Annotated in this window: 20 protein-coding genes; 9 read left to right on the top strand and 11 right to left on the bottom strand. The window is 65.5% G+C overall.

What is annotated here, in order from left to right:
• Positions 1-25 precede the first annotated feature (25 nt).
• The 5 genes from AC27VE_RS16365 to cyoA all read right to left on the bottom strand — a co-directional run bounded on the left by AC27VE_RS16365 (position 26) and on the right by cyoA (position 4986).
• The gene (locus AC27VE_RS16365) at positions 26-805 is read right to left on the bottom strand and encodes an SURF1 family protein (protein ID WP_006226500.1); all 780 of its coding nucleotides are present in this window, start codon (positions 803-805) and stop codon (positions 26-28) included.
• Entirely contained in the window at positions 805-1227 is a 423-nt protein-coding gene (gene cyoD, locus AC27VE_RS16370) for a cytochrome o ubiquinol oxidase subunit IV (RefSeq protein WP_006226499.1), read from the bottom strand. Before cyoD ends, AC27VE_RS16365 begins: the two co-directional genes overlap by 1 nt.
• Positions 1224-1865 (bottom strand): cytochrome o ubiquinol oxidase subunit III, encoded by a 642-nt coding sequence (cyoC, locus tag AC27VE_RS16375; protein ID WP_006226498.1) that lies wholly within the window; start codon positions 1863-1865, stop codon positions 1224-1226. The genes cyoD and cyoC overlap by 4 nt, the downstream gene beginning before the upstream one ends.
• Positions 1858-3861, bottom strand: a complete 2004-nt coding sequence (gene cyoB / locus AC27VE_RS16380; RefSeq protein ID WP_427955943.1) for a cytochrome o ubiquinol oxidase subunit I — start codon at positions 3859-3861, stop codon at positions 1858-1860. Before cyoB ends, cyoC begins: the two co-directional genes overlap by 8 nt.
• An 81-nt stretch (positions 3862-3942) precedes the next feature.
• Positions 3943-4986, bottom strand: a complete 1044-nt coding sequence (cyoA, locus tag AC27VE_RS16385; RefSeq protein WP_427955945.1) for a ubiquinol oxidase subunit II — start codon at positions 4984-4986, stop codon at positions 3943-3945.
• A 132-nt stretch (positions 4987-5118) separates the two neighbouring features.
• On the opposite strand from cyoA, the gene AC27VE_RS16390 reads away from it, so the two are divergent.
• A complete protein-coding gene (locus AC27VE_RS16390) occupies positions 5119-6453 on the top strand; it encodes an MFS transporter (RefSeq protein WP_006226495.1) in 1335 nt (444 codons plus the stop codon).
• A 20-nt stretch (positions 6454-6473) separates the two neighbouring features.
• On the opposite strand, the gene AC27VE_RS16395 is transcribed toward AC27VE_RS16390, so the two are convergent.
• Together AC27VE_RS16395 and AC27VE_RS16400 are read right to left on the bottom strand one after the other, a co-directional pair.
• Positions 6474-7517 (bottom strand): histone deacetylase family protein, encoded by a 1044-nt coding sequence (locus AC27VE_RS16395; RefSeq protein ID WP_424625072.1) that lies wholly within the window; start codon positions 7515-7517, stop codon positions 6474-6476.
• A gap of 54 nt (positions 7518-7571) precedes the next feature.
• Entirely contained in the window at positions 7572-8153 is a 582-nt protein-coding gene (locus tag AC27VE_RS16400; RefSeq protein ID WP_488704439.1) for a YdcF family protein, read from the bottom strand.
• Between the two features lie 123 nt (positions 8154-8276).
• Between AC27VE_RS16400 and AC27VE_RS16405 the strand changes: the two genes are divergently transcribed.
• The 3 genes from AC27VE_RS16405 to AC27VE_RS16415 all read left to right on the top strand — a co-directional run bounded on the left by AC27VE_RS16405 (position 8277) and on the right by AC27VE_RS16415 (position 12305).
• On the top strand, positions 8277-8783 hold the full coding sequence (locus tag AC27VE_RS16405) for an RNA polymerase sigma factor (RefSeq protein ID WP_006226492.1): 507 nt from the start codon (positions 8277-8279) through the stop codon (positions 8781-8783).
• Complete coding sequence (locus tag AC27VE_RS16410) at positions 8770-9765, top strand: FecR family protein (protein WP_235659812.1); 996 nt, start codon at positions 8770-8772, stop codon at positions 9763-9765. Before AC27VE_RS16405 ends, AC27VE_RS16410 begins: the two co-directional genes overlap by 14 nt.
• Before the next feature lie 173 nt (positions 9766-9938).
• Positions 9939-12305 carry a TonB-dependent siderophore receptor gene (locus AC27VE_RS16415; protein WP_488704440.1) on the top strand — a complete coding sequence of 789 codons (2367 nt, stop codon included), beginning with the start codon at positions 9939-9941 and terminating at the stop codon, positions 12303-12305.
• A gap of 3 nt (positions 12306-12308) precedes the next feature.
• Here AC27VE_RS16415 and AC27VE_RS16420 read toward each other — a convergent pair whose 3' ends face one another.
• Positions 12309-13595 (bottom strand): XAC2610-related protein, encoded by a 1287-nt coding sequence (locus tag AC27VE_RS16420; protein ID WP_488704441.1) that lies wholly within the window; start codon positions 13593-13595, stop codon positions 12309-12311.
• 148 nt (positions 13596-13743) lie between these two features.
• Between AC27VE_RS16420 and AC27VE_RS16425 the strand changes: the two genes are divergently transcribed.
• Positions 13744-14145 carry a hypothetical protein gene (locus tag AC27VE_RS16425; protein WP_006226488.1) on the top strand — a complete coding sequence of 134 codons (402 nt, stop codon included), beginning with the start codon at positions 13744-13746 and terminating at the stop codon, positions 14143-14145.
• Here AC27VE_RS16425 and AC27VE_RS16430 read toward each other — a convergent pair whose 3' ends face one another.
• The 3 genes from AC27VE_RS16430 to AC27VE_RS16440 all read right to left on the bottom strand — a co-directional run bounded on the left by AC27VE_RS16430 (position 14146) and on the right by AC27VE_RS16440 (position 16192).
• A complete protein-coding gene (locus tag AC27VE_RS16430) occupies positions 14146-14763 on the bottom strand; it encodes a hypothetical protein (protein WP_427955958.1) in 618 nt (205 codons plus the stop codon).
• Positions 14764-14814: 51 nt separating this feature from the next.
• Complete coding sequence (locus tag AC27VE_RS16435; RefSeq protein WP_488704442.1) at positions 14815-15216, bottom strand: hypothetical protein; 402 nt, start codon at positions 15214-15216, stop codon at positions 14815-14817.
• Between the two features lie 82 nt (positions 15217-15298).
• On the bottom strand, positions 15299-16192 hold the full coding sequence (locus AC27VE_RS16440) for a LysR family transcriptional regulator (protein WP_006226485.1): 894 nt from the start codon (positions 16190-16192) through the stop codon (positions 15299-15301).
• 106 nt (positions 16193-16298) lie between these two features.
• On the opposite strand from AC27VE_RS16440, the gene AC27VE_RS16445 reads away from it, so the two are divergent.
• The 4 genes from AC27VE_RS16445 (at position 16299) to AC27VE_RS16460 (ending at position 19803) form a co-directional block, all read left to right on the top strand.
• A complete protein-coding gene (locus AC27VE_RS16445; protein ID WP_035213838.1) occupies positions 16299-17285 on the top strand; it encodes a TerC family protein in 987 nt (328 codons plus the stop codon).
• Between the two features lie 170 nt (positions 17286-17455).
• Entirely contained in the window at positions 17456-18235 is a 780-nt protein-coding gene (tam, locus tag AC27VE_RS16450; protein WP_006226483.1) for a trans-aconitate 2-methyltransferase, read from the top strand.
• A 76-nt stretch (positions 18236-18311) separates the two neighbouring features.
• Positions 18312-18827: a sigma-70 family RNA polymerase sigma factor gene (locus tag AC27VE_RS16455; protein ID WP_488704443.1), complete on the top strand. Its 516-nt coding sequence runs from the start codon at positions 18312-18314 to the stop codon at positions 18825-18827.
• Complete coding sequence (locus tag AC27VE_RS16460) at positions 18814-19803, top strand: FecR family protein (RefSeq protein ID WP_427955966.1); 990 nt, start codon at positions 18814-18816, stop codon at positions 19801-19803. Before AC27VE_RS16455 ends, AC27VE_RS16460 begins: the two co-directional genes overlap by 14 nt.
• Positions 19804-19813: the final 10 nt, after the last annotated feature.

Raw genomic sequence — 19813 nt, forward strand, 5'->3', positions numbered from 1 at the left:
GAGGGAGCTTTTTTCGTGCGGGGTCTCAGGCCTTGCGGCGTGCGCGTCTTTCTTCGCGCACGAAGATCACCACACCCACGATGATCATCAGCGCCAGCGCATACCAGGTGATGGCATAGACCAGATGGTTGTTCGGGAAGCTCAGCACCGTCAGGCCGCCGACCGGCGCTTTCGCGGGATCCCGGCCGGGGCTGGACGCGGCGTCGGCGTCGATGAAGTAGGGCGCCACGTCGGTCAGGCCGCGCGCGGCGGCGATTGCCGGCAGGTCGCGTGAATACCAGAGGTTGGCGGCGGGATCGTTGTTGCGCAGGAAGCCGCTGCCGGGTTCGCCCATGCGCAGCAGGCCCGTGACGCTGCCTTCGGCCGGCGGTTGCGTGGCCGCGGCCTGGTTCTTGCGCCATTCCGGCAGCACGAAGCCGCGGTTGACCAGCACCGTGCCGCCGTCCGGCAACTGCAGCGGGGTCATGACCCAGTAGCCGCTGCCCAGTTCGGTGGCGGCCTGCACCAACGTCTGGCGGTCGTACTGATACGTGCCGGAAGCGGCCACGTGGCGGTACTCGGCATTGTTGAAGCTCAGCGACCGCCAATCGCGTTTGCCTGGCGCTGGCGTGGTGGCCGCATGGGCCCGCTGGTCGACTTGGGCTATCAGATCGCGCTTCCAGGCCAGGCGATGCACCTGCCAGGTGCCCAGGGCGCACAGGCCTGCGAAGAGCGCGGCAGCAACCACCCCCAGGATGACCAGGGTGGTTTTGCTGCGCGGATTACGGGAGGTGTCGCCGGAGTGAGTGTCTTTTACTGCTGCCATCAGGGCATATTCCGCATGTCGTGTGTGGACATGGGCATCATATTGGAGTTCAAGTGATACATGATCCAGATTGACCCGCTGAGCGTGATTACGACCAGCACCAGCGTGAATATTAACGCCAACATGTTCCACCCGCTTTCGGACTTGGCGTCCATGTGCAGGAAGTACACGATGTGCACGACGATCTGCACCACGGCAAAGGCCAGGATCACCAGCGCGGTCGTGCGCGAATTGGCGAAGACGCGGTCCATCACCAGCCAGAACGGAATGGCGGTCAGGATGGCCGCCAGGACAAAGCCCGTCACGTAGCTTTTCAGCGTGCCGTGGCCGGCGCCGTCATCGTCGTCGTGGTGGTCGTGGCCGCCGCCATGGCCGTGGCCGCCATGCCCGTGATGGGCCAGGTTTTCCATGTGCGAGCTCATGGCAGCACTCCCATCAGGTACACGAAGGTGAACACGCCCACCCAGATCAGGTCCAGGAAGTGCCAGAACATCGACAGGCACATCAGGCGGCGCCGGTTTTCGGGGATCAGGCCGTGCATCTGCACCTGGATCATCATCGTCACCAGCCAGACGATGCCGAAGGTGACGTGCAGGCCGTGGGTACCGACCAACGTGAAGAACGACGACAGGAAGGCGCTGCGCTGCGGACCCGCGCCCTGGTGGATCAGGTGCGCGAACTCATACAGTTCCAGCGACAGGAAGCCCAGCCCCAGGATGCCCGTGACGGCCAGCCACAGCTGGGTGGCGCCGATGCGGTTGCGCCGCATTTCCAGCATGGCGAAGCCATAAGTGATGGACGACAGCAGCAGCAAGGAGGTGTTCACCGCCACCAGCGGCAGGTCGAACAGGTCGGCACCCGACGGGCCCGCCGCGTAGTTGCGGCCCAGCACGCCGTAGGTCGCGAACAGGCAGGCAAAGATGAGGCAGTCGCTCATCAGGTAGACCCAGAACCCCAGCAGGGTGCCGTTCTTGGGATGGTGTTCGCCCGCGACGTAGAACACGGGCTCCGGGGGCGGCGTGGTGCCGCCGGGCAGGGTGGGGGCCAAGGTATCAGACATGTTTCGCCAACAGTCGTGTGCGGGTATCTTCTTCGCGCACGACCTCGTCGGCCGGCACGTAGTAGTCACGCTTGTAGTTGAAGGTATGGACGATGGACACCAGGATCAGCGCCGCGAACGACAGCACCGCCAGCGGCCACATGTGCCAGATCAGCGCAAAGCCCATCACCACGCTGATCGCCGCCAACACGATGCCGGCCCAGGTGTTCTTCGGCATGTGGATGGGGATGAAGCCCTGTTGCGGCCGTTGGTAGCCGTGCTGCTTCATCTGCCACCAGGCATCCAGGTCATGCACGCGCGGCGTGAACGCGAAGTTGTAGTTGGGCGGGGGCGACGACGTGGACCATTCCAGCGTGCGGCCGTCCCAGGGATCCCCCGTGTTGTCGCGCAACTGGTCGCGGCGGCGGTAGCTGACCACCAGCTGGATGATGAAGCTGGCGATGCCGCACGCAATCAGCAGCGCGCCGAAGGCCGCCACCTGGAACCAGATCTGCAGCGACATGTCTTCGAAGTGGTTCACGCGGCGCGTCACGCCCATCAACCCCAGCACGTACAGCGGCATGAACGCCACGTAGAAGCCCACCAGCCAGAACCAGAACGAGCACTTGCCCCAGAACGGATCGAGCTTGTAGCCGAACGCCTTGGGGAACCAATACGTGATGCCGGCCATCAGCCCGAACAGCACGCCGCCGATGATGACGTTGTGGAAGTGCGCAATCAGGAACAGGCTGTTGTGCAGCGCGAAGTCGGCAGGCGGAACGGCCAGCAGCACGCCCGTCATGCCGCCGATCACGAAGGTGACCATGAAGCCCATCGTCCACAGCATCGGCACCTCGAAGCGGATGCGGCCGCGGTACATCGTGAACAGCCAGTTGAAGATCTTGGCGCCGGTCGGGATAGAGATGATCATCGTCGTGATCCCGAAAAACGAGTTCACGCTGGCGCCGGACCCCATGGTGAAGAAGTGGTGCAGCCAGACCAGGTACGACAGCACCGTGATCACCACGGTGGCGTACACCATGGACGCATAGCCGAACAGGCGCTTGCTGCAGAAGGTGGACACGACTTCGGAGAAGATGCCGAAGGCGGGCAGGATCAGGATGTAGACCTCGGGGTGGCCCCAGATCCAGATCAGGTTCACGTACATCATGGCGTTGCCGCCGAAGTCCGCCGTGAAGAAGTTGGTGCCGACGTAGCGGTCCATGGACAGCAGGGCCAGCACCGCGGTCAGCACGGGGAAGGCGGCCACGATCAGCACGTTGGTGCACAGTGCGGTCCAGGTGAAGATAGGCATGCGCATCATGGTCATGCCGGGCGCGCGCATCTTCACGATGGTGACCAGCAGGTTGACGCCGGATAGCAGGGTTCCCACCCCCGCTATCTGCAAGGCCCAGATGTAGTAGTCGACCCCCACGTCCGGACTCTGCATGATCCCCGATAAGGGTGGATACGCCAGCCAGCCCGTGCGCGCAAATTCGCCGACGAACAGCGACATCATGACCAGCACGACACCGCCTGTCGTCATCCAGAAACTGAAGTTGTTCAGAAAGGGGAAGGCCACGTCGCGCGCGCCGATCTGCAGCGGCACGATGTAGTTCATCAACCCCGTGACCAGCGGCATGGCCACGAAGAAGATCATGATCACGCCATGCGCGGTGAAGATCTGGTCATAGTGGTGCGGCGGCAGGTAGCCCGTCGAGTCGCCGAAGGCTACGGCCTGCTGCAAGCGCATCATGATGGCGTCGGCGAAGCCCCGCAACAGCATCACTATGCCCAGGATCACATACATGATCCCGATCTTCTTGTGGTCGATGCTGGTGAACCATTCGTGCCACAGGTAGCCCCATTTCTTGTAGTACGTGATGGAGCCCAGCACGACGATGCCGCCGACCGCCACCATGAAGAAGGTGGCAAGCAGGATAGGTTCGTGGAGGGGAATGGCGTCCCAGGTCAGTCGACCGAAGATCAGCTTGATGAGGTCTGGTTGATCAGGCATCTCGATTCCAGCGTAAAGACCACAATTTCATGAAGCCCCTGCATCGGCCGGCCCGTGTCGCGACGGACTCGCGGCAAGCCGCTACAACACGAGCCCTTCGGTGGACGTGCACATGGCGCCTACATACTTGCGCGGCGGCGTGCCGGTCAGGCCCAGGCGTTCGCGCGTTTCCGTGTCCAGCGTGGTGACGTTGAGCGCGCCCGGAATGCCCATGCCGCCTTGCGAGTCGATGGCCATCGCGTCCTTCATGCACATGCGGTTGCCTTCGACGCAGCGGTTCACGATGGCGTCAAACAGGCCTGGCGCGAAGGTGGCGTAGTGCTGCACCGGGTTGCGTTCGCTGGGCTGTTCAAGCTTCAGGTAGGCGTCGCGGCTGAGCTTGCCGGTGGACGCGCGGGCGTCGGCCACCCACTTGTCGAAGCCCTGCTGGTCCAGGCCATGGAACTTGAAGCGCATGCCCGAAAATCCCGAGCCGCTGTAGTTGGCGGACAGGCCTTCGTATTCGCCGGGGTGGTTGATCACCGCGTGCAGCGTCGTCTGCATGCCGGGCATGGCGTAGATCTGGCCCGCCAGCGCCGGCACGAAGAAGGAATTCATCACCGTCGACGACGTGATCTTGAACTGGATGGGGCGGTCGACGGGTGCTGCCATCTCATTGACGGTGGCGATGCCTTGCTCGGGATACAGGAACAGCCATTTCCAGTCCAGCGCCACCACTTCGACGACAAGCGGCTTGGTGCCCGCGGGTACCTCGCGCCCTTCGGACAAGCGTGCGAGCGGCCGGTAGGGATCGAGCTGGTGCGTGCTGACCCAGGTCAACGCGCCCAGCGCGATGATGATCAGCAGCGGCGCGGCCCAGATCAGCAGCTCCAGCATCGTGGAGTGGTTCCATTCCGGGTCGTAGTGGGCTTCCTTGTTGCTGGCCCGATAGCGCCACGCGAACAGGAAAGTCAGGAAGATCACCGGCACGATGATCAGCAGCATCAAGCCGGTGGAGATGATGATCAGATTACGCTGTTGAAGCGCGACATCGCCTGATGGCGACAGCAGCACCGCATTGCATCCGGCGAGCAATGGCAGGGCGGCAATCAGGATCAATCCGCGGAGCCTTGTGAAGGACGGCATAGCCATACCTCGAAACGTAACCGTGGGAGGTAAACGCAACACTACGCTGGAAGCCGCGAAAAATCTAGGGTAAAAAGAACAAAAGTGTGCAGGGCAGTGGCGTATTTCGGACCTCCTACAGTGAGCAAACCCATGTCGACCACCACGCAATATCCCGGTCATGCCCCCGCTGTTCCCGGCCCGGGGCCAACGGCTGGCGGGGCCAGCCACGCCAAGGTGGCCCCGGGTGAAATCGCCGTCGGCGTGGTGGTGGGACGCGCCTCCGAATACTTCGATTTCTTTGTATTCGGCATCGCCTGCGTGCTGGTTTTTCCGAAGGTCTTCTTCCCCTTCGAACCGCAGCTGGAAGGCACGCTCTGGGCCTTCGTCATCTTCTCTTTCGCGTTCATCATGCGTCCCATCGGCACCGCGCTGTCGATGGCGATCCAGCGGCGTTGGGGCCGCGCCACAAAGCTGACGGTCGCGCTGTTCCTGCTGGGTACCGCCACGGTGGGCATGGCGTTTCTGCCCAGCTACAACACCATCGGCGCGCACGCGATCACTTTGCTGGCCGTATTTCGTTGCCTGCAAGGGTTGGCGTTTGGCGGCTCATGGGACGGGTTGCCGTCGTTGCTGGCGCTGAACGCGCCGCCCAACCGCCGCGGCTGGTATTCGATGATGGGCCAGCTGGGCGCGCCCGTCGGCTTCATGGTGGCCAGTGCGCTGTTCCTGTATCTGCACGTCACGCTGACGCAGTCCGACTTCCTGGAGTGGGGCTGGCGCTATCCGTTCTTCGTCGCCTTCGCCATCAACGTGGTGGCGCTCTTCGCCAGGTTGCGCCTGGTCGTCACTGAGGAATACACGCAGCTGCTGGAAGAGGGCGAGCTTGAACCCATCAGCATTGCCGAGATGCTGCGTTCGCAGGGCTATAACCTTTTCATTGGCGCGTTCGCGGCCTTGGCCAGCTATGCGCTGTTCCACCTGGTCACGGTGTTTCCGCTTTCCTGGATCGCGGTCAGCGCCACGCAACAGATATCCGACGTGCTGATCGTGCAGATCATCGGCGCAGTGATCGGCATCCTGGGCACGGTGGCTTCGGGCTGGCTCGCCGACCGCATCGGCCGGCGCACCACATTGGGCTTGCTGGCCGTGCTGATCGCCGTGTTTGCGCTGTTCACGCCGTGGCTGCTGGGCGGCGGGCCGATGGGGCAGGACGCGTTCATCCTGGTGGGCTTCGCGCTGCTGGGCCTGTCGTATGGCCAGGCCTCGGGCACGGTCACCGCGAACTTTACGCGCCGTTTCCGTTATACCGGCGCGGCGCTGACGTCCGACATGGCATGGCTGATTGGCGCGGCCTTCGCGCCGCTGGTCGCGCTGGGTCTGTCGGCGCGTTTCGGCTTGGTGGCCGTCAGCATCTATCTGCTGTCGGGCGCTGCGTGCACCTTGCTGGCGCTGCGCATCAACAAGGTGCTGGAAACGCGTGACTGATGGATAAAGGCTTGGGCGGCTTAGCCGCCGAAGCCTTCCAGCACGTTCGCCACATTGATCCCCACGTCGGCCACGGCATAGCCGCCTTCCATCGTGAAGACCGCGGGCAGCCCAAGGCTGGCCAGATGGCGGCCCACTTGCAGGTAGTCGGCGCTTTTCAGCTTGAACTTGGAGATGGGGTCGCCTTCGTAGGTGTCCACACCCAACGCGATCACCACCGCGTCGGCCTTGAACGCCCGGATGGCGGCGATGCCTTGTTCCAGCGCGTCGGTCCACGCGGCAAAACCGGTGCCCGCGGCCAGCGGCAGGTTCAGGTTGGCGCCTGCGCCCGCGCCTGCCCCGTGTTCATCGGCATAGCCCAGGAAGAACGGGTATTCGGTGGTCGGGTCGCCATGCACCGAGACCGTCAGCACGTCGCCGCGTTCATAGAAGATGCTTTGCGTGCCGTTGCCGTGGTGGTAGTCCACGTCAAGGATGGCGACGCGTTCGGCGCCCGCGTCGCGCAAGGCTTGCGCGGCCAGCGCGGCGTTGTTCAGGAAGCAGTAGCCGCCGAAGAAATCGGCGCCGGCATGGTGGCCCGGCGGGCGCGTCAATGCCATGGCGGCACGGGGGCCACCGGAGGCGGTGACGGCGCGCGCGGCGTCGATGGCGCAGGCTGCGCCGGCGGTGGCCGCTTCCCAGGTGCCCGCCGTCAGCGGACAGCCGCTGTCGAACGAGAACAGGCCGACGCGCGCCGCGAAATTGGTGGGTTCGATATCGTGGCGGAAGCCGCGCACGGGCCAGACCGAAGGCAGGATGTCGATGTCGGCGTTGGCCGGATCCAGCGCGACCCAGTCGCGCCATGCGCTGGCCAGGAAGTCCACATAGCGCGGGGTGTGCACGCGCTTGATCAGGTCCATGTCGGGCGCGGACGGGGCCAGCAGATCGCCGATGCCGCGTTGACGCAACGCGTCCAGCACGTATTCCAGCCGGGCCGGCGTTTCGTGGCAGGGAACAAGCTTGCCGCGGAACATCTCCTGGCGGCCAGCATGCTTGTCATGGACGGGGTTGTGGAAGATCTGCACGGCGTCGGGGTCCTTGGGTTGTTCAACGCATTCTGTTTGACGGCAAGAGCGCCACTATAGCGGCCGGAACGCGTACCACGCTACGGCTGGCAGCTCGCGAAAAACGGAGTACAGGTCGCGCCCTTCGAAGAAGCGCGGATAGCCGCCGCTGACGTCCGGTACACCCTGGCGCCGCAGGGCCAGCATCGTGCGCGGCACATGGAAATACTGGGTGACGGCCAACGCACGGGTATAGCCATGTTCGCGCATATAGGCGCTGGCATGCCGCGCGGTGGCCCAGGAGTCCACGCCTGCGCTGTCGGTCACGATGCGGTCGGCGGGCACGCCACGCGCCAGCAGGTAGTCGCGCATGACTGCGGCTTCGTCCGCGCCGGCCGGATCCACGCCGCCGCTGACGAACAGGATGCGGCATTGCGAGGCCGCATAGCACTCGTAGGCGCGGTCCAGGCGGGCGGCCAGCCGGGGCGATGGCCGTCCGTCGGCTTGCACGGTGTTGCCCAGCACGACCGCCACATCGGCGGGGCGGGCGCCCATAAGAAGGCCGGCCGCCGCCAGCGCGAACGCGGCAAGCATCAGCAGCAGGGCCAAGACGGCGAGGCAACGCGTCAGGCGGGATGGCAGGGGGCGGCGTGTCACGGTGGCGGTTTCAGTGTGGAAGTCCGGATGGCATTCTGCACCATGCGCGAACGGCGTTTGTCGTAATGAGAATCATGATTGATAATGCACGCCTTCCTTCCGTGCCTCTGCCATTGCCTTTCCATGTCCCGCCCGCCGCCTTCCGACAAAGGTTGGCTCGCCCATTATCGCGAGCTGATCGGGACGTGGACGCGCCGTGGAAGCAGCCGTCCGGACGCGGAAGATGCGGCGCACGACGTCGTGGCGAACATGCTGCGCAATGGCGACGCGGCGGTGCTGGACCCCAAGGCGTACCTGTACGGCGCCAGCCAGAACCGGCTGAACGGCGAGATCCGGCGCCAATCGCGGCGCGAGCAGGTGAGCCTGGACGAATTGCCCGACGCCGAACATCCGGTACAGTCCGATCCTGAATCGGCCATTCGCGCAGCGCAATTGGCCGACGCCCTGAAGGCGGCGCTGGCGGAACTGCCGCTGAAATGCCGGCAAGTCTTTTTATGGAACAAGCTAGAGGGCTATACCCAGGCCGAAATCGCGCAGAAACTGGGCCTGACTCAAAGCTCGGTGGAAAAATACATGCGACGCGCGCTGGCGCACATCCATGACCGGTTGCAAGATCATGCCCCGCATTGAATCCTCTTCTCGGCACCGCGCCGAATCGCCCCGCGAACAGGCCATCTACTGGTTCTCGCGGGAACGCCTGGGCACGCTGGATGCGCATGCCAGGCAGGAGCGCGACGCGTGGCTGGCCGCGGATCCCGAGCACCAGCGCCAGTACCGTTCGGTCGAAGCGACGTGGAGCGTGGCCGATTCCGTGCCGCAGGCTGAGTTGCGCGCCATGCTTGAGCGGACTGAAAGCGAACCTGCCGCGCCGCGGCGCCGGCGGTTCGCCGTCGGATTGACTGCCGCCTGTGCGTTGATGGCGACGGCGGGCGTTATCGGGCCGCGGCTATGGGCGCCCGAGGCGGATTTCACCCAGGCGCTGGCGACGGGCAAGGGCGAGCGCCATCGCGTCGTGCTGCCCGACGGGTCGTTGCTGGAATTGAATACGGACACGCAGGCCAGGGTGTCGCTGTATGGCGACCGCCGAGAGGTGGAACTGCTGGCCGGAGAAGTCCTGTTCACCGTCAGCCCCGATGCGGCGCGCCCGTTCACCGTCCTGAGCGGCCACGCTCAGGTGCGCGTGACCGGCACGCGATTCAACGTGCGCCGGGACGGTGACGCCGTGGCGCTGGCGGTGGAAGAGGGCAGTGTGGCGTTCTCGGCCGGCTCGTGGTGGAACCGCACCACGCAACATCTGACGGCGGGCTACGTGCTGCGTCACGCGCAGGGGGAACCGCTGGCCGCGCCGCACCAGGAAAACGTCGCGGCCATCACCGCCTGGCAGCGTGGCCGCCTGGTGTTTCGCGATACGCCCTTGTCGCAGGTGGTGGCCGAGCTGAACCGGTATCTGCGCGAGCCGCTACGGATCGATGACAGGAAGCTGGCGCAACTTCGCGTGGCAGGCTCGCTGCCCATCGACGAACCGGAGGCCGTGCTGGCGGTGTTGCCGCAGATCGCGCCCGTGATCGTCCTGTATCCGCCCGACGGTGGCCGCGTGTTGGCACCGCGTTGAATTATTTTGTTTCAACTAATTTAGCGAGAATCATTCCGGAATTTTCCCGGCCGTGGCGTCTATCCCTGGACGGGGTGTGTTCACGAAAGTCGATCTCGACCCTGTAAGCAACCTTTGGCCAAGGGTGTCGGGCGCAAATCGCGCGGGCAGTTGTACTGGAATTTTTTCGCATCATGGACAAGCAAGTGATAGCGCGCGCATCGACGGCGCGCAAGACCGCATGGACCGGCCTGGGTGCCGGATGCCATGCCCTGGCCGTGGCACTGGCGCTGGCGTGGGGTATTCCCGCCGACGCGGTCGCACAGACCGCGCCGGTGCCGATCAGCATTACCGCCCAACCCTTGGGCGATGCGCTGATCCAACTGGGCGAGCAAGCCTCGCTGGTGATCTTCTATCTGCCTGAAACCGTGCGCGGCCGCAATGCGCCGGCGGTGATGGGCAACCTGACCCCGGACGACGCGTTGCGCAGCCTGCTGGCGGGTACGGGCATCGCATTCCAACGCGACGGGCGCAACGTGTCGCTAAGCCTGCCGTCGTCGGGCACGGCGCAGCTGGAGCCGGTGACGGTGCATGGCGTGGCCGTGGGAACGGCCGACAGCTATGTGGCGCTTTCCAGCGCCAGTGGCAAGCTGGACGTGCCGTTGATCGAGACGCCGCGTTCGGTGTCGATCGTGACGCAGGAACAGATCAAGATGCAGGCCCCTCGGAACCTCGAGGCTGCGCTGGCGTACACGCCGGGCGTGCAGACGGAGGTGTCGGGGTCGAGCGACGTGCGCATGGTCGGCGCCGTGATCCGCGGTTTCAGCGACGGCAGCGCCTATTACAAGGACGGCCTGAAGCAGCTGTCGGCCGGTACCTACGGGTCGTGGAACGACAGCCTGGATGATCTGGACAGCATCGAAGTGTTGAAGGGGCCGGCGTCGGTGCTGTACGGCCAAGGCCGGCCCGGCGGCGTGATCAACATGGTGTCCAAGCGTCCCACGCCCGGGCAGGTCAACAGCGTGGGCTTGAGCTATGGCACCTACAACCGTCGCCAGGTGACGGCGGACCTGGGCGGCGCCTTCGACGAAGGCAGCAAGGTGCTGTACCGGCTGAACGTCACGGGCCGCAAGAGCGACGGGCGCACGGATGGGTCCAAGGACGACCGGCTTTCGGTGGCGCCGACGGTGCTGTGGAACATCACGAACCAGACGCGGCTGACCGTGCTGGGGACGTACTCCAAGGAGCGCGGCACGCCCAAGAGCTGGTGGCCGAACCTGTACACGTATCCCGAGATCGCGGACTTGCCGCTGCACCGCACGGCGGGCGACCCGGACTTCGATAAATTCGACCGCGACACCAAGTCCATCGGCTATGCGTTCGAACACGATACGGACAGCGGCTGGCGGCTGCGGCAGAACCTGCGCTATTCGGAGATCGACATCGATTACCAGCACATCTACGCGATGGACCTGCTGGCCGACAAGCGCACCGTCACGCGCGGCAGCCTGGCGCAGCGCACCCATGGGCAGACGTTGGCCGTGGATAGCCGCGCGTCCAAGGACTTCGTGTGGGGGGGCTTGCAGCACACCTTCGCGATGGGGGTGGACTTCGTGCGCTATCAGGAGCGCGACGCGCTGGGCTTTGGCTGGGACGTCCCCAACCTGGACATCTACCAGCCGGTCTATGGCCAGCACGTGGATTATCCCGACATGGACAAGTCGCAAAGCGCGGTAAAGCAGACGGGCGTCTACACGCTGAATCAGCTGAAGTTCAACCGCTGGGTCGGCAACGTCAGCCTGCGTCGCGACTTTGCGACGACGACGCGCAGCAGCACCACGCAGCCCGAGATCAAGGATGCCGCCACGACGGGCAGCGCGGGCTTGCTCTATCTGTTTGACAGTGGCTTTGCGCCCTACGTCAGCTATTCGACGGCGTTCGATCCGATCACCGGCCAACAGTTCGACGGCAGCGCCTTCAAGCCGCGTGAAGGCAAGCAGTACGAGGCCGGGCTGAAGTACCAGCCGCCGGGCACCGATGCCCTGTTCACGGTGGCGGTATTCGATATCCGCCAGACCAATGTGACGACGCAGGACCCGGACCATCCGCGATTTAACGTGCAGACGGGCGAAGTGCGCTCGACGGGCCTGGAACTGGAAGCCAAGTTCCCGCTGACGCGCGAACTGCGCGTAATGGCTGGCTACACGTATCTGGATCCGCGCACGACGCAGAGCAACCGGCCGGCCGAAGTGGGCCGGCAGACCGCTCAGACGGCACGCCAGACGGCCAGCCTGTGGCTGGACTACCGGCCGCATCAGATCCAGGGCCTGATGTTGGGCGGCGGCTTGCGCTATCGCGGCAAGGCCCCCTTGAACACGGCGGCCGATGGCACCACACCCTACAACCCGGCGTTCACGCTGGCGGATGTGGCGGTGGCCTACGAGACCCCGCGCTACCGCGTCGCGCTGAACATCAACAACGTGTTCGACAAGCGCTACTACACCTACACGTTCCGCGGCATGGAGCGCGAGGCCATGCTGAGCCTGAATTACTACTGGTAGCGCTTACTGCGGCGCGGGCGGCCGCTTCGGCAGCGGGTAGTCAAACTCGATTTCATTGGAGACGAGGGGTTGGGCGAGATTGCCCGGGTCGGTGACGACGGCGGCGGCGCGGTACTTGCCGGGCGCCAGCGCGGGCAGGAAGGGGACGCTGCCGTAGCCGTTGTCGTTGACCATGTAGGCCGGCTTGCCGTCTTCGTCCGGACTCCAGACCACGGGGTCGCGGGCAAAACCCAGCGGGTTGGCCGGGTGCAGGGTATCGCCTTCGCGCTGGTACAGCGGGTGCACGATGCGGGCGCCTTGCGCGTTGGTCAGCAACAGCCAGACGCGCGGCGCCTTCAATTGCGCCGGCGCTTCGCCGCGGTTGGCCACGCTGAGGAGGAAGGTGCCGCCGTCCTCGCCGTTCCAGTCGCCCAGGGTGTCGGCGAGTTCCAGCTCCAGGCCGCCTTGCGGCGGATGCGCCGGCAGTTGATGCTTGTCCACGCGCAGATCGCCATAGCGCACCCATTTGAGGACGTCGCCCGCCGTCTTGCTGGCGTAGCGCACCTGCAGCCAGTCGCGCGGGCGGATCGCCACCACGTCCAGGTGCTCGCCTTCGGCGGCGGTCATCGCCGGCTTGGCGTTCACGTCGGGCGTGTCGTAGAGGTCCAGCTTGCTGACCGGCACGGTGCCGTCTTCCAGCGGGGATCCTTCGCCTTCGATGTCGATGCGTGCAGTCGAGCCGTCTTCGCGGAAGTGGTAGGTCAGCTCGGCCGGCGCGTCGTCCAGTCCGAACAAGGCCTGGGTGGACCACGACGTGGCGTGCACCGTGCCGTCAGGGCGCAGCACGTATTCCTCGGCGCCGTTGCTGGCGGCGCCGTAGCGGCAGCCCACGCTGATCCGGGCCTGCTTGTCGTCGAACACCGGATTGACGAAGCCCCGGCAGGGACTCGTCTTGTCGGGGTGCTGGATTTCCTGGAAGGTGCCGGTGGCGGGCCGGTACAGGAACAGGCGGGTGATGAGCTGCGTGCCGCCTCCGCTTTGCCCCAGCACCAGGTCACGGTAGCCGTCGTGGTCGATGTCCACGGATGCCATCTGGTCGACTTCCTCGTCGTCGAAGCTGGCGAGCTGCTGCTCGGGTCCGTTGCCCACGCGCACGGTGGCGCGCTGGGCGTCGCCGCCGCTGATCTTCACCACGCCCGACATCCCGGCCTTGATGGGGTAGGGATAGTCGCGCGGGGCGGCTTGCGCCTGTACGCCTTGCCCCTGCAACGCCAGTGCCGTTATCGCGCCCGCAAGCAGTATTCGTTTCACCCGCCTCTCCCCAGCTTCGAATCGAGGGGGGCAATATACCGCAGCCGATTGCGGGAAAACGAGCAGTGCGCCGTCGGGGGCGGCCCGTCATCCTGGGTAGAATCGAACGATGCGCAATGTCTGCGCAGGTGCTGTCCCGCCACCCTCCATGAACCTGCCGTTCCCTATCCGCCAAGAATGTCCGCCGGGCGCCTGTATGTGCGACCGCGAACGGCTGCTGGCCGATCCGGCCGCCGACATCCGTATCCTGCGCCTGACCAAGGAAGAGGAAAAGCGGCTGGTGGCGCGGCTGGAAAGCATTGCCAGCCTGGAGGACTTGCGCGCCATGCAGGGGCGGATCCAGGCGCAGTTGGGCATCGTGATCCGCATCACGCCCAGCGACAACGAAGTGCGCACGTCGCGCGGCATCTCGATCCAGCTGGACGACGCGCCGGGCCTGTGCCGCAAGACGCGCACCGCGCTGCCTGCCGCCATCCGCCGCGGCTTCGACAACAAACCCGAAATCGTCTATGCGCTGCTGAACGAGCGCGATCTGCTGAGCGGCACCTGATCAGGATTTCTTGCCGGGTTCGCGGCAGGGCGTCAGCGGCACCACGGCGGACGGCGTGCGGCCGGCCTCAGGCCGGGTCGCCGGCTTCTTGCCGCTGCGCACGGGGTAGGACAGCAGGACGGCGCTGCCAGCTTCCAGCCTGGGCGACGTTGCAGAGCCATAGGCCACCGTCCAGCCGCGCACGGCCAGCGGCGCCAGCGTGTACTGCAGGGCCGAGCCGGGCGATACGTGCGCGACCTTGCCTGCGAACAGCTCTTGCTGGGGCGTTTCCGTGCCGTCTACGGCGGAATACGTGACGATGCTGTCCAGCGCGGCCGATTCTTCATGGCGCGCCAGGATGGCGGTCTTGTATTTGCCGGGGGGAATGTCGGCCAGGCTGACGGTCAGGGCTTCTTTGGCCTGGCCGCCGCCATCCAGCCGGACGCCGGTGACGTCGACGCGCGTCAGCGGCGCCGTACCGGTATTGCGCACGCGCACGCTGTACTGCCCCGAGGTGCCCGTCACCGTGCAGACTTCCACGCCGGAAGGGCTTGGGGAAGCGTGCGCCAAGGCCGTGGCGCCTGCGGATAGCAGGGCGGCCAGGGACAACGTCAGGGCTGAGGCAGATCGGGTGGGCACGGCACGCTCCTTGAGGGAGGCAGCGTGCCGGGTGGCGCGTTGCCAGCCTTATTACACCACTTGGCGTCCCGGAGCCTCGGCCGCTTGCTGGCGTTTGCCCGCCAGCCAACTCAGGATCAGCGCCAGGACCAGCAGGCCGGCGATGATGAAGCCCCAGATGATCCAGCCCAGCACCGAGATCAGCGTGCCCAGGCTGCCGGCCACGGGCAGGATCTGGTTCACGCCCTGTGCGGCCCAGACCAGGCCGCCTTGCAGCGACTGCAGCCAGGCCGGGTCGACCCAGCCGGCGGCCCAGGCGGGCGCCACCCATTGCGACGTGTCCAGCGCCGTGCCCGGCACCTGAGCGGTGGCGATGGTTGCCAGGACCCAGTCGGTCAGTTGCAAGGTCAGCGCTACCAGCCCGGTCCAGAGTGCGGCAAGCACGGCAAAAGCGAGCCAGATGAATTTTTTCATTGCAGTGGTACTCCGATTTCAAAAGAGGGTCCACGATAAAGCGGATTCTATTTCTGAAAAACCAGAGTAGCTGTGACAAACATTAAGAAAAAACCGAAGTCTTGGCATGTGCCAGCACCGCCTGGACCAGGGGGTGGTGCTGCCCGCGGCGGTTGCGGATGGCGTGGATTTCCTCTTGCACATCGTCGCAGCGGGCCAGGGGGCGCAATCCGCGCAACAGGCCGATGTCGTCCCCGCCCAGCCGGCTAAGCGGAAATACGCCCAGGCCCCGGGCGGCAAACACCGACATCAGCGCGCTGTCTTCGAATTCGCCCACCACGTTGGGAAAGACGCCTTGTTCGTTGAACCAGCGGTCCAGGGTCTGGCGCAGCACGGAGTGGCCGGTGGGCAGCAGTACGGGCAGGCGCTCGAGGCAGCGCGGGAAGTCCAGCGTGTCGGACTTGCGCACCAGCCGCGCCGGGCCGTACCAATCTACAGGGGAGGACACCAGGCGGTCGCTGGTCAGCCGCAGGTTGGGGTTGGCGGGCGCGCCCTGGCCGGCCAGCACCAGGTCCAGGTGGTGCTGGGCCAGTTCGCCCAGCAGTTCCTCGACCTCGCCTTCGTGGCAGGTCAGGCGCAGGTCCGGGGTGTCCAGCACGGGGCCCAGCAAGGCGTGCGCGGCCAGCTTGGAAATACCGTCGGACAAGCCCACCGACAGCCGGATGACGGGCTTGGTGGCCGCGGCCCGCACTTCCTGGGGCAGCACATGGCCGATCTGGAAGATCTCTTCTGCCCGGGCGAAAGCGGCCTTGCCAGCGTCGGTCAACGCCACGCCGCGGCCGGCGGGCTTGAGCAGCTGGTGGCCCAGGTTCTTCTCCAGTTCGCGCACCTGGGCGCTGATGGTCTGGATGGCCATGTCCAGCCGTTCGGCTGCGCGGGAAAAGCCGCCTTCCTTGGCGACCATCCAGAAATAGTACAGATGGCGGTAGTTCAGCATGATCGAGCTCACTTCGGTTTTTTCGAACCTTAACTCACTTTCAGGCTGATTTCTCCATCTGGCCCGTATCCGGATGATGGGCACCTTCGAACACAGCGGGGCATTCATGGATACTTTGATCACCTTCTTCATGGCCGATTTTCTGGGGACACCGACCTGGAGTTGGCTGCTATTCATCGGCATCGTCGTCAGCTTGCTGGTCTTTGACCTGGGCGTGCTGCACAAGGAAGACCGCGAAATCGGCGTGCGCGAAAGCCTGTTGCTGTCGGCCGGCTACATCAGCGCGGCGCTGCTGTTCGGCGCCTGGGTCTGGTGGCAATTGGGCGCGGCCAGCGGCATGGCGTACTACACCGGCTTCATGATCGAAAAGTCGCTGTCGATGGACAACGTCTTCGTGATCGCGCTGATCTTCAGCTTCTTCGCGATTCCGCGCCAATACCAGCACCGCGTGCTGTTCTGGGGCATCCTGGGCGTGATCGTGCTGCGCGCCATCATGATCGGCCTGGGCGCCGCGCTGGTCAGCAATTTCGGCTGGTTGCTGTACCTGTTCGGCGCATTCCTGGTGTTCACGGGCATCAAGATGTGGATGATCGCGGACCAGACGCCCGATATCGCGACCAACCCGATTTTGAAGTTCTTGAAGCGCCACATGCGCGTCACGGAAGGCCTGCGCGGCAACGCGTTCGTGGTGACCGAGACGGATCCGGCTACGTCGAAGAAGGTGCGTTTCGCGACGCCGCTGCTGCTGGCCCTGGTGCTGATCGAATTCGTGGACCTGGTGTTCGCGGTGGACTCGGTGCCGGCGATCTTCGCCATCACGACCGACCCGTTCATCGTCTACACCAGCAACATCTTCGCCATCCTGGGCTTGCGTGCGCTGTACTTTGCGCTGGCGGCGATGATCCACCGCTTCCACTACCTGAAGTACGCGTTGGCGCTGGTCCTGGTGTTCATCGGCACGAAGATCTTCCTGGTCGGCTTCATCGGCAAGGTGCCGGCTGCGATTTCGCTGGGCGTGACGTTCAGCCTGATCCTGGGCGGCGTGCTGTTCTCGCTGTGGAAGACCCGGTCCGCCGAACTGAAGGCGCAGTAAACCGTCAACGCAGCAACGCAGTGGAAAACCCGCCGGCTGGCCCCGGCGGGTTTTTCTTTTCAGGTTTGCCATATTGTTTGAATATGACTTTGTTGTTATCCAGATATTTGTAATATGGATACGGCAGGCGTAGAGTCCAACCGTACACAGTCGTCCGGCAAGGAGCCGTCATGAGCAACAACAGTTGGTCCGCCAAGCAGTATTCCGCTTTTGAAAACGAACGCACCCGGCCGGTGCGCGATCTGGTGGCCGCGTTGCCCAATCCGTCCGTCGGCCTGGCCGTGGACCTGGGCTGCGGCCCGGGCAATTCCACCGAGGTGCTGGCCAGCCGCTATCCCGACGCGAAAGTCATCGGCATGGACAGCTCGGAAGACATGGTCCAGGCCGCCCGCAAGCGCCTGCCCGCGCTGGAGTTCGAACTGGCCGACATCGCCACGTGGAATCCGCCGCAGCAGTACGACGTGATCCTGGCGAACGCGGCGCTGCAATGGGTGCCCGACCACGCGACGCTCTACCCCCGGTTGGTCGGCAAGCTGGCGCCGGGCGGCATCCTGGCCGTGCAGACTCCCGACAACCTGGAAGAACCTGCGCACCGCCTGGCGCGCCAGGTGGCGGGCGAAGCGCCGTGGGCCGCAAAGACGGGCGAGGTGAAGCATCCGCCGCGCCATAGCGCCGCCTGGTACTACGAATTGCTGAAGCCGCATTGCGGCGTGCTGGACGTGTGGCGCACGACTTACCACCACCCGCTGGCGGGCGCCGCCGCGGTGGTGGAATGGTTCAAGGGCACGGCCTTGCGCCCCTATCTGGACAAGCTGGATGCCGCCGAGCAGGCCAGCTTCCTGGCGCGCTATCAGGCGCTGATTGCCGAGGCCTATCCGGCGCTTGCCGATGGCACGGTGCTGCTGCCGTTCCCACGGCTGTTCATCGTGGCGGGTCCGAAGCAGGCGTAAGGGCGCGGCGCGGGACGGCCGTGGCGGGGCGAGTGGCTTGTGTGATAATGCGAACCATTCATAATTAGCCCGTGCCTTGCGCACGCCCCGACTGATCCGTCCCGTGCTTGAACGCTACTACCAAGAGCTGATCGGCTTTTTCACGCGCGCCTTGCGCTGCCGCGACAACGCGTCGGACGTGGTTCAGGAAAGCTACGCCCGCGTGCTGGGCCTGGAGCTGCGGGCCGGGCTGCTGGCCGAGCCGCGCGCGCTGCTGTATCGCGTCGGCAAGAACCTGATCATCGACGAAGCGCGCCGCAAGCGCGCCGAACAGGCGATGCTGGACACGCTGGCCGTGGTGTCGCCGGCGATCGCGCCTGGCGCCGACCGCGTGGTCAGCGCACGCCAGGAAGCCGAGCGCCTGCTGGCGCGGCTGGCGGTCATGCCCAGGAAGCGGCGCGAGGTCTTTCTGATGGTGCGCGTCTATGGCCATACACACGCAGAGACTGCGCAGCATCTGGACCTGAGCATCGCGGCGGTGGAAAAGCACGTCGTGCGCGCGGTGCTCGATTGCGCTGCGTGGCAGGAAGGGGCGGACCGTGCATCGCCCTGACACCACGCTGCAACCCACGCCCGGGATGATCGAACGGGCGTTGACCTATCTGACCCGCATCACGGGCGGCGACGCCGCCACGGCCGACAAGGCGCGCCGGCATCTGGCGGCCTGGCTGGCGCAGGACGCGCGCCACCAGGCGGCCTGGATGCGGGCCGAACGGCTGTGGGCCGCCGATGGCGCGGTCACGGAGGCCCTGCAGTCCTATCTGCCGAAACCGCAAGCTGCGGCGCCAAGCCGGCGTGCCTTGCTGCGCGCGTTTGCGGGCGGCGGGCTGGCGCTGGGCTTGGGATCGCTGCTGCGCTGGCAGGAGCCGCAGGCGCTCTACCGGCTGGGCATCCAGACCGCCCGGCGTGAAGTCCGGTCGCTGGGTTTGCCCGACGGCACCGTGCTGGAGGTGGATGCCGGCACGCGCGCCAGCGTTGCCTACTACCGCGACGCGCGCGAACTTACGTTGACGCAGGGCCAGGTGTATCTGGACGTCCGGTCGGAACCCGGCAGGCCCTTCGTGGCGCGCACGCCGTGGGGCACGGTCAAGGTGGTGGGGACTGCATTCAGCGTCAGCGCGCGGGCGGGCGTGATGCGGGTGCAGGTCGAGCGCGGATTGGTGCGCGTGTGGGGGCGGGACGGCTCGGGCGAGGGGCTGCTGTTGCAGCCGGGGCAAATGGTGCGCACGGCGCCCGCCGGGCTGGACCGCGTGCGCGAGGTGTCAGACGGCACGCACGAAGCCTGGCGACAGGGCTGGCTGGCCTTCGACGCTACGCCGCTGGCCGAGGCCGTGGCGCAATGGAACGCGTGGAGCGAACAGCCGATCGAACTGTCGGCCGATCCGGCGTTGCAGGCGATGCGCGTTACCGGCAGTTTCCCGGCGCGTGAGCCGGCGCGCTTCCTGGCGGCGCTGCCGGGCGTGCTGCCGGTCGCGATCGAGAGTGTGGCCGGGGGCGGGGCGCGCATCGTTCGCGCCGCCCGAAAATAATTGTCCGGTA

It is taken from the genome of Achromobacter sp. 18P8.1.1 (genome assembly GCF_057799415.1).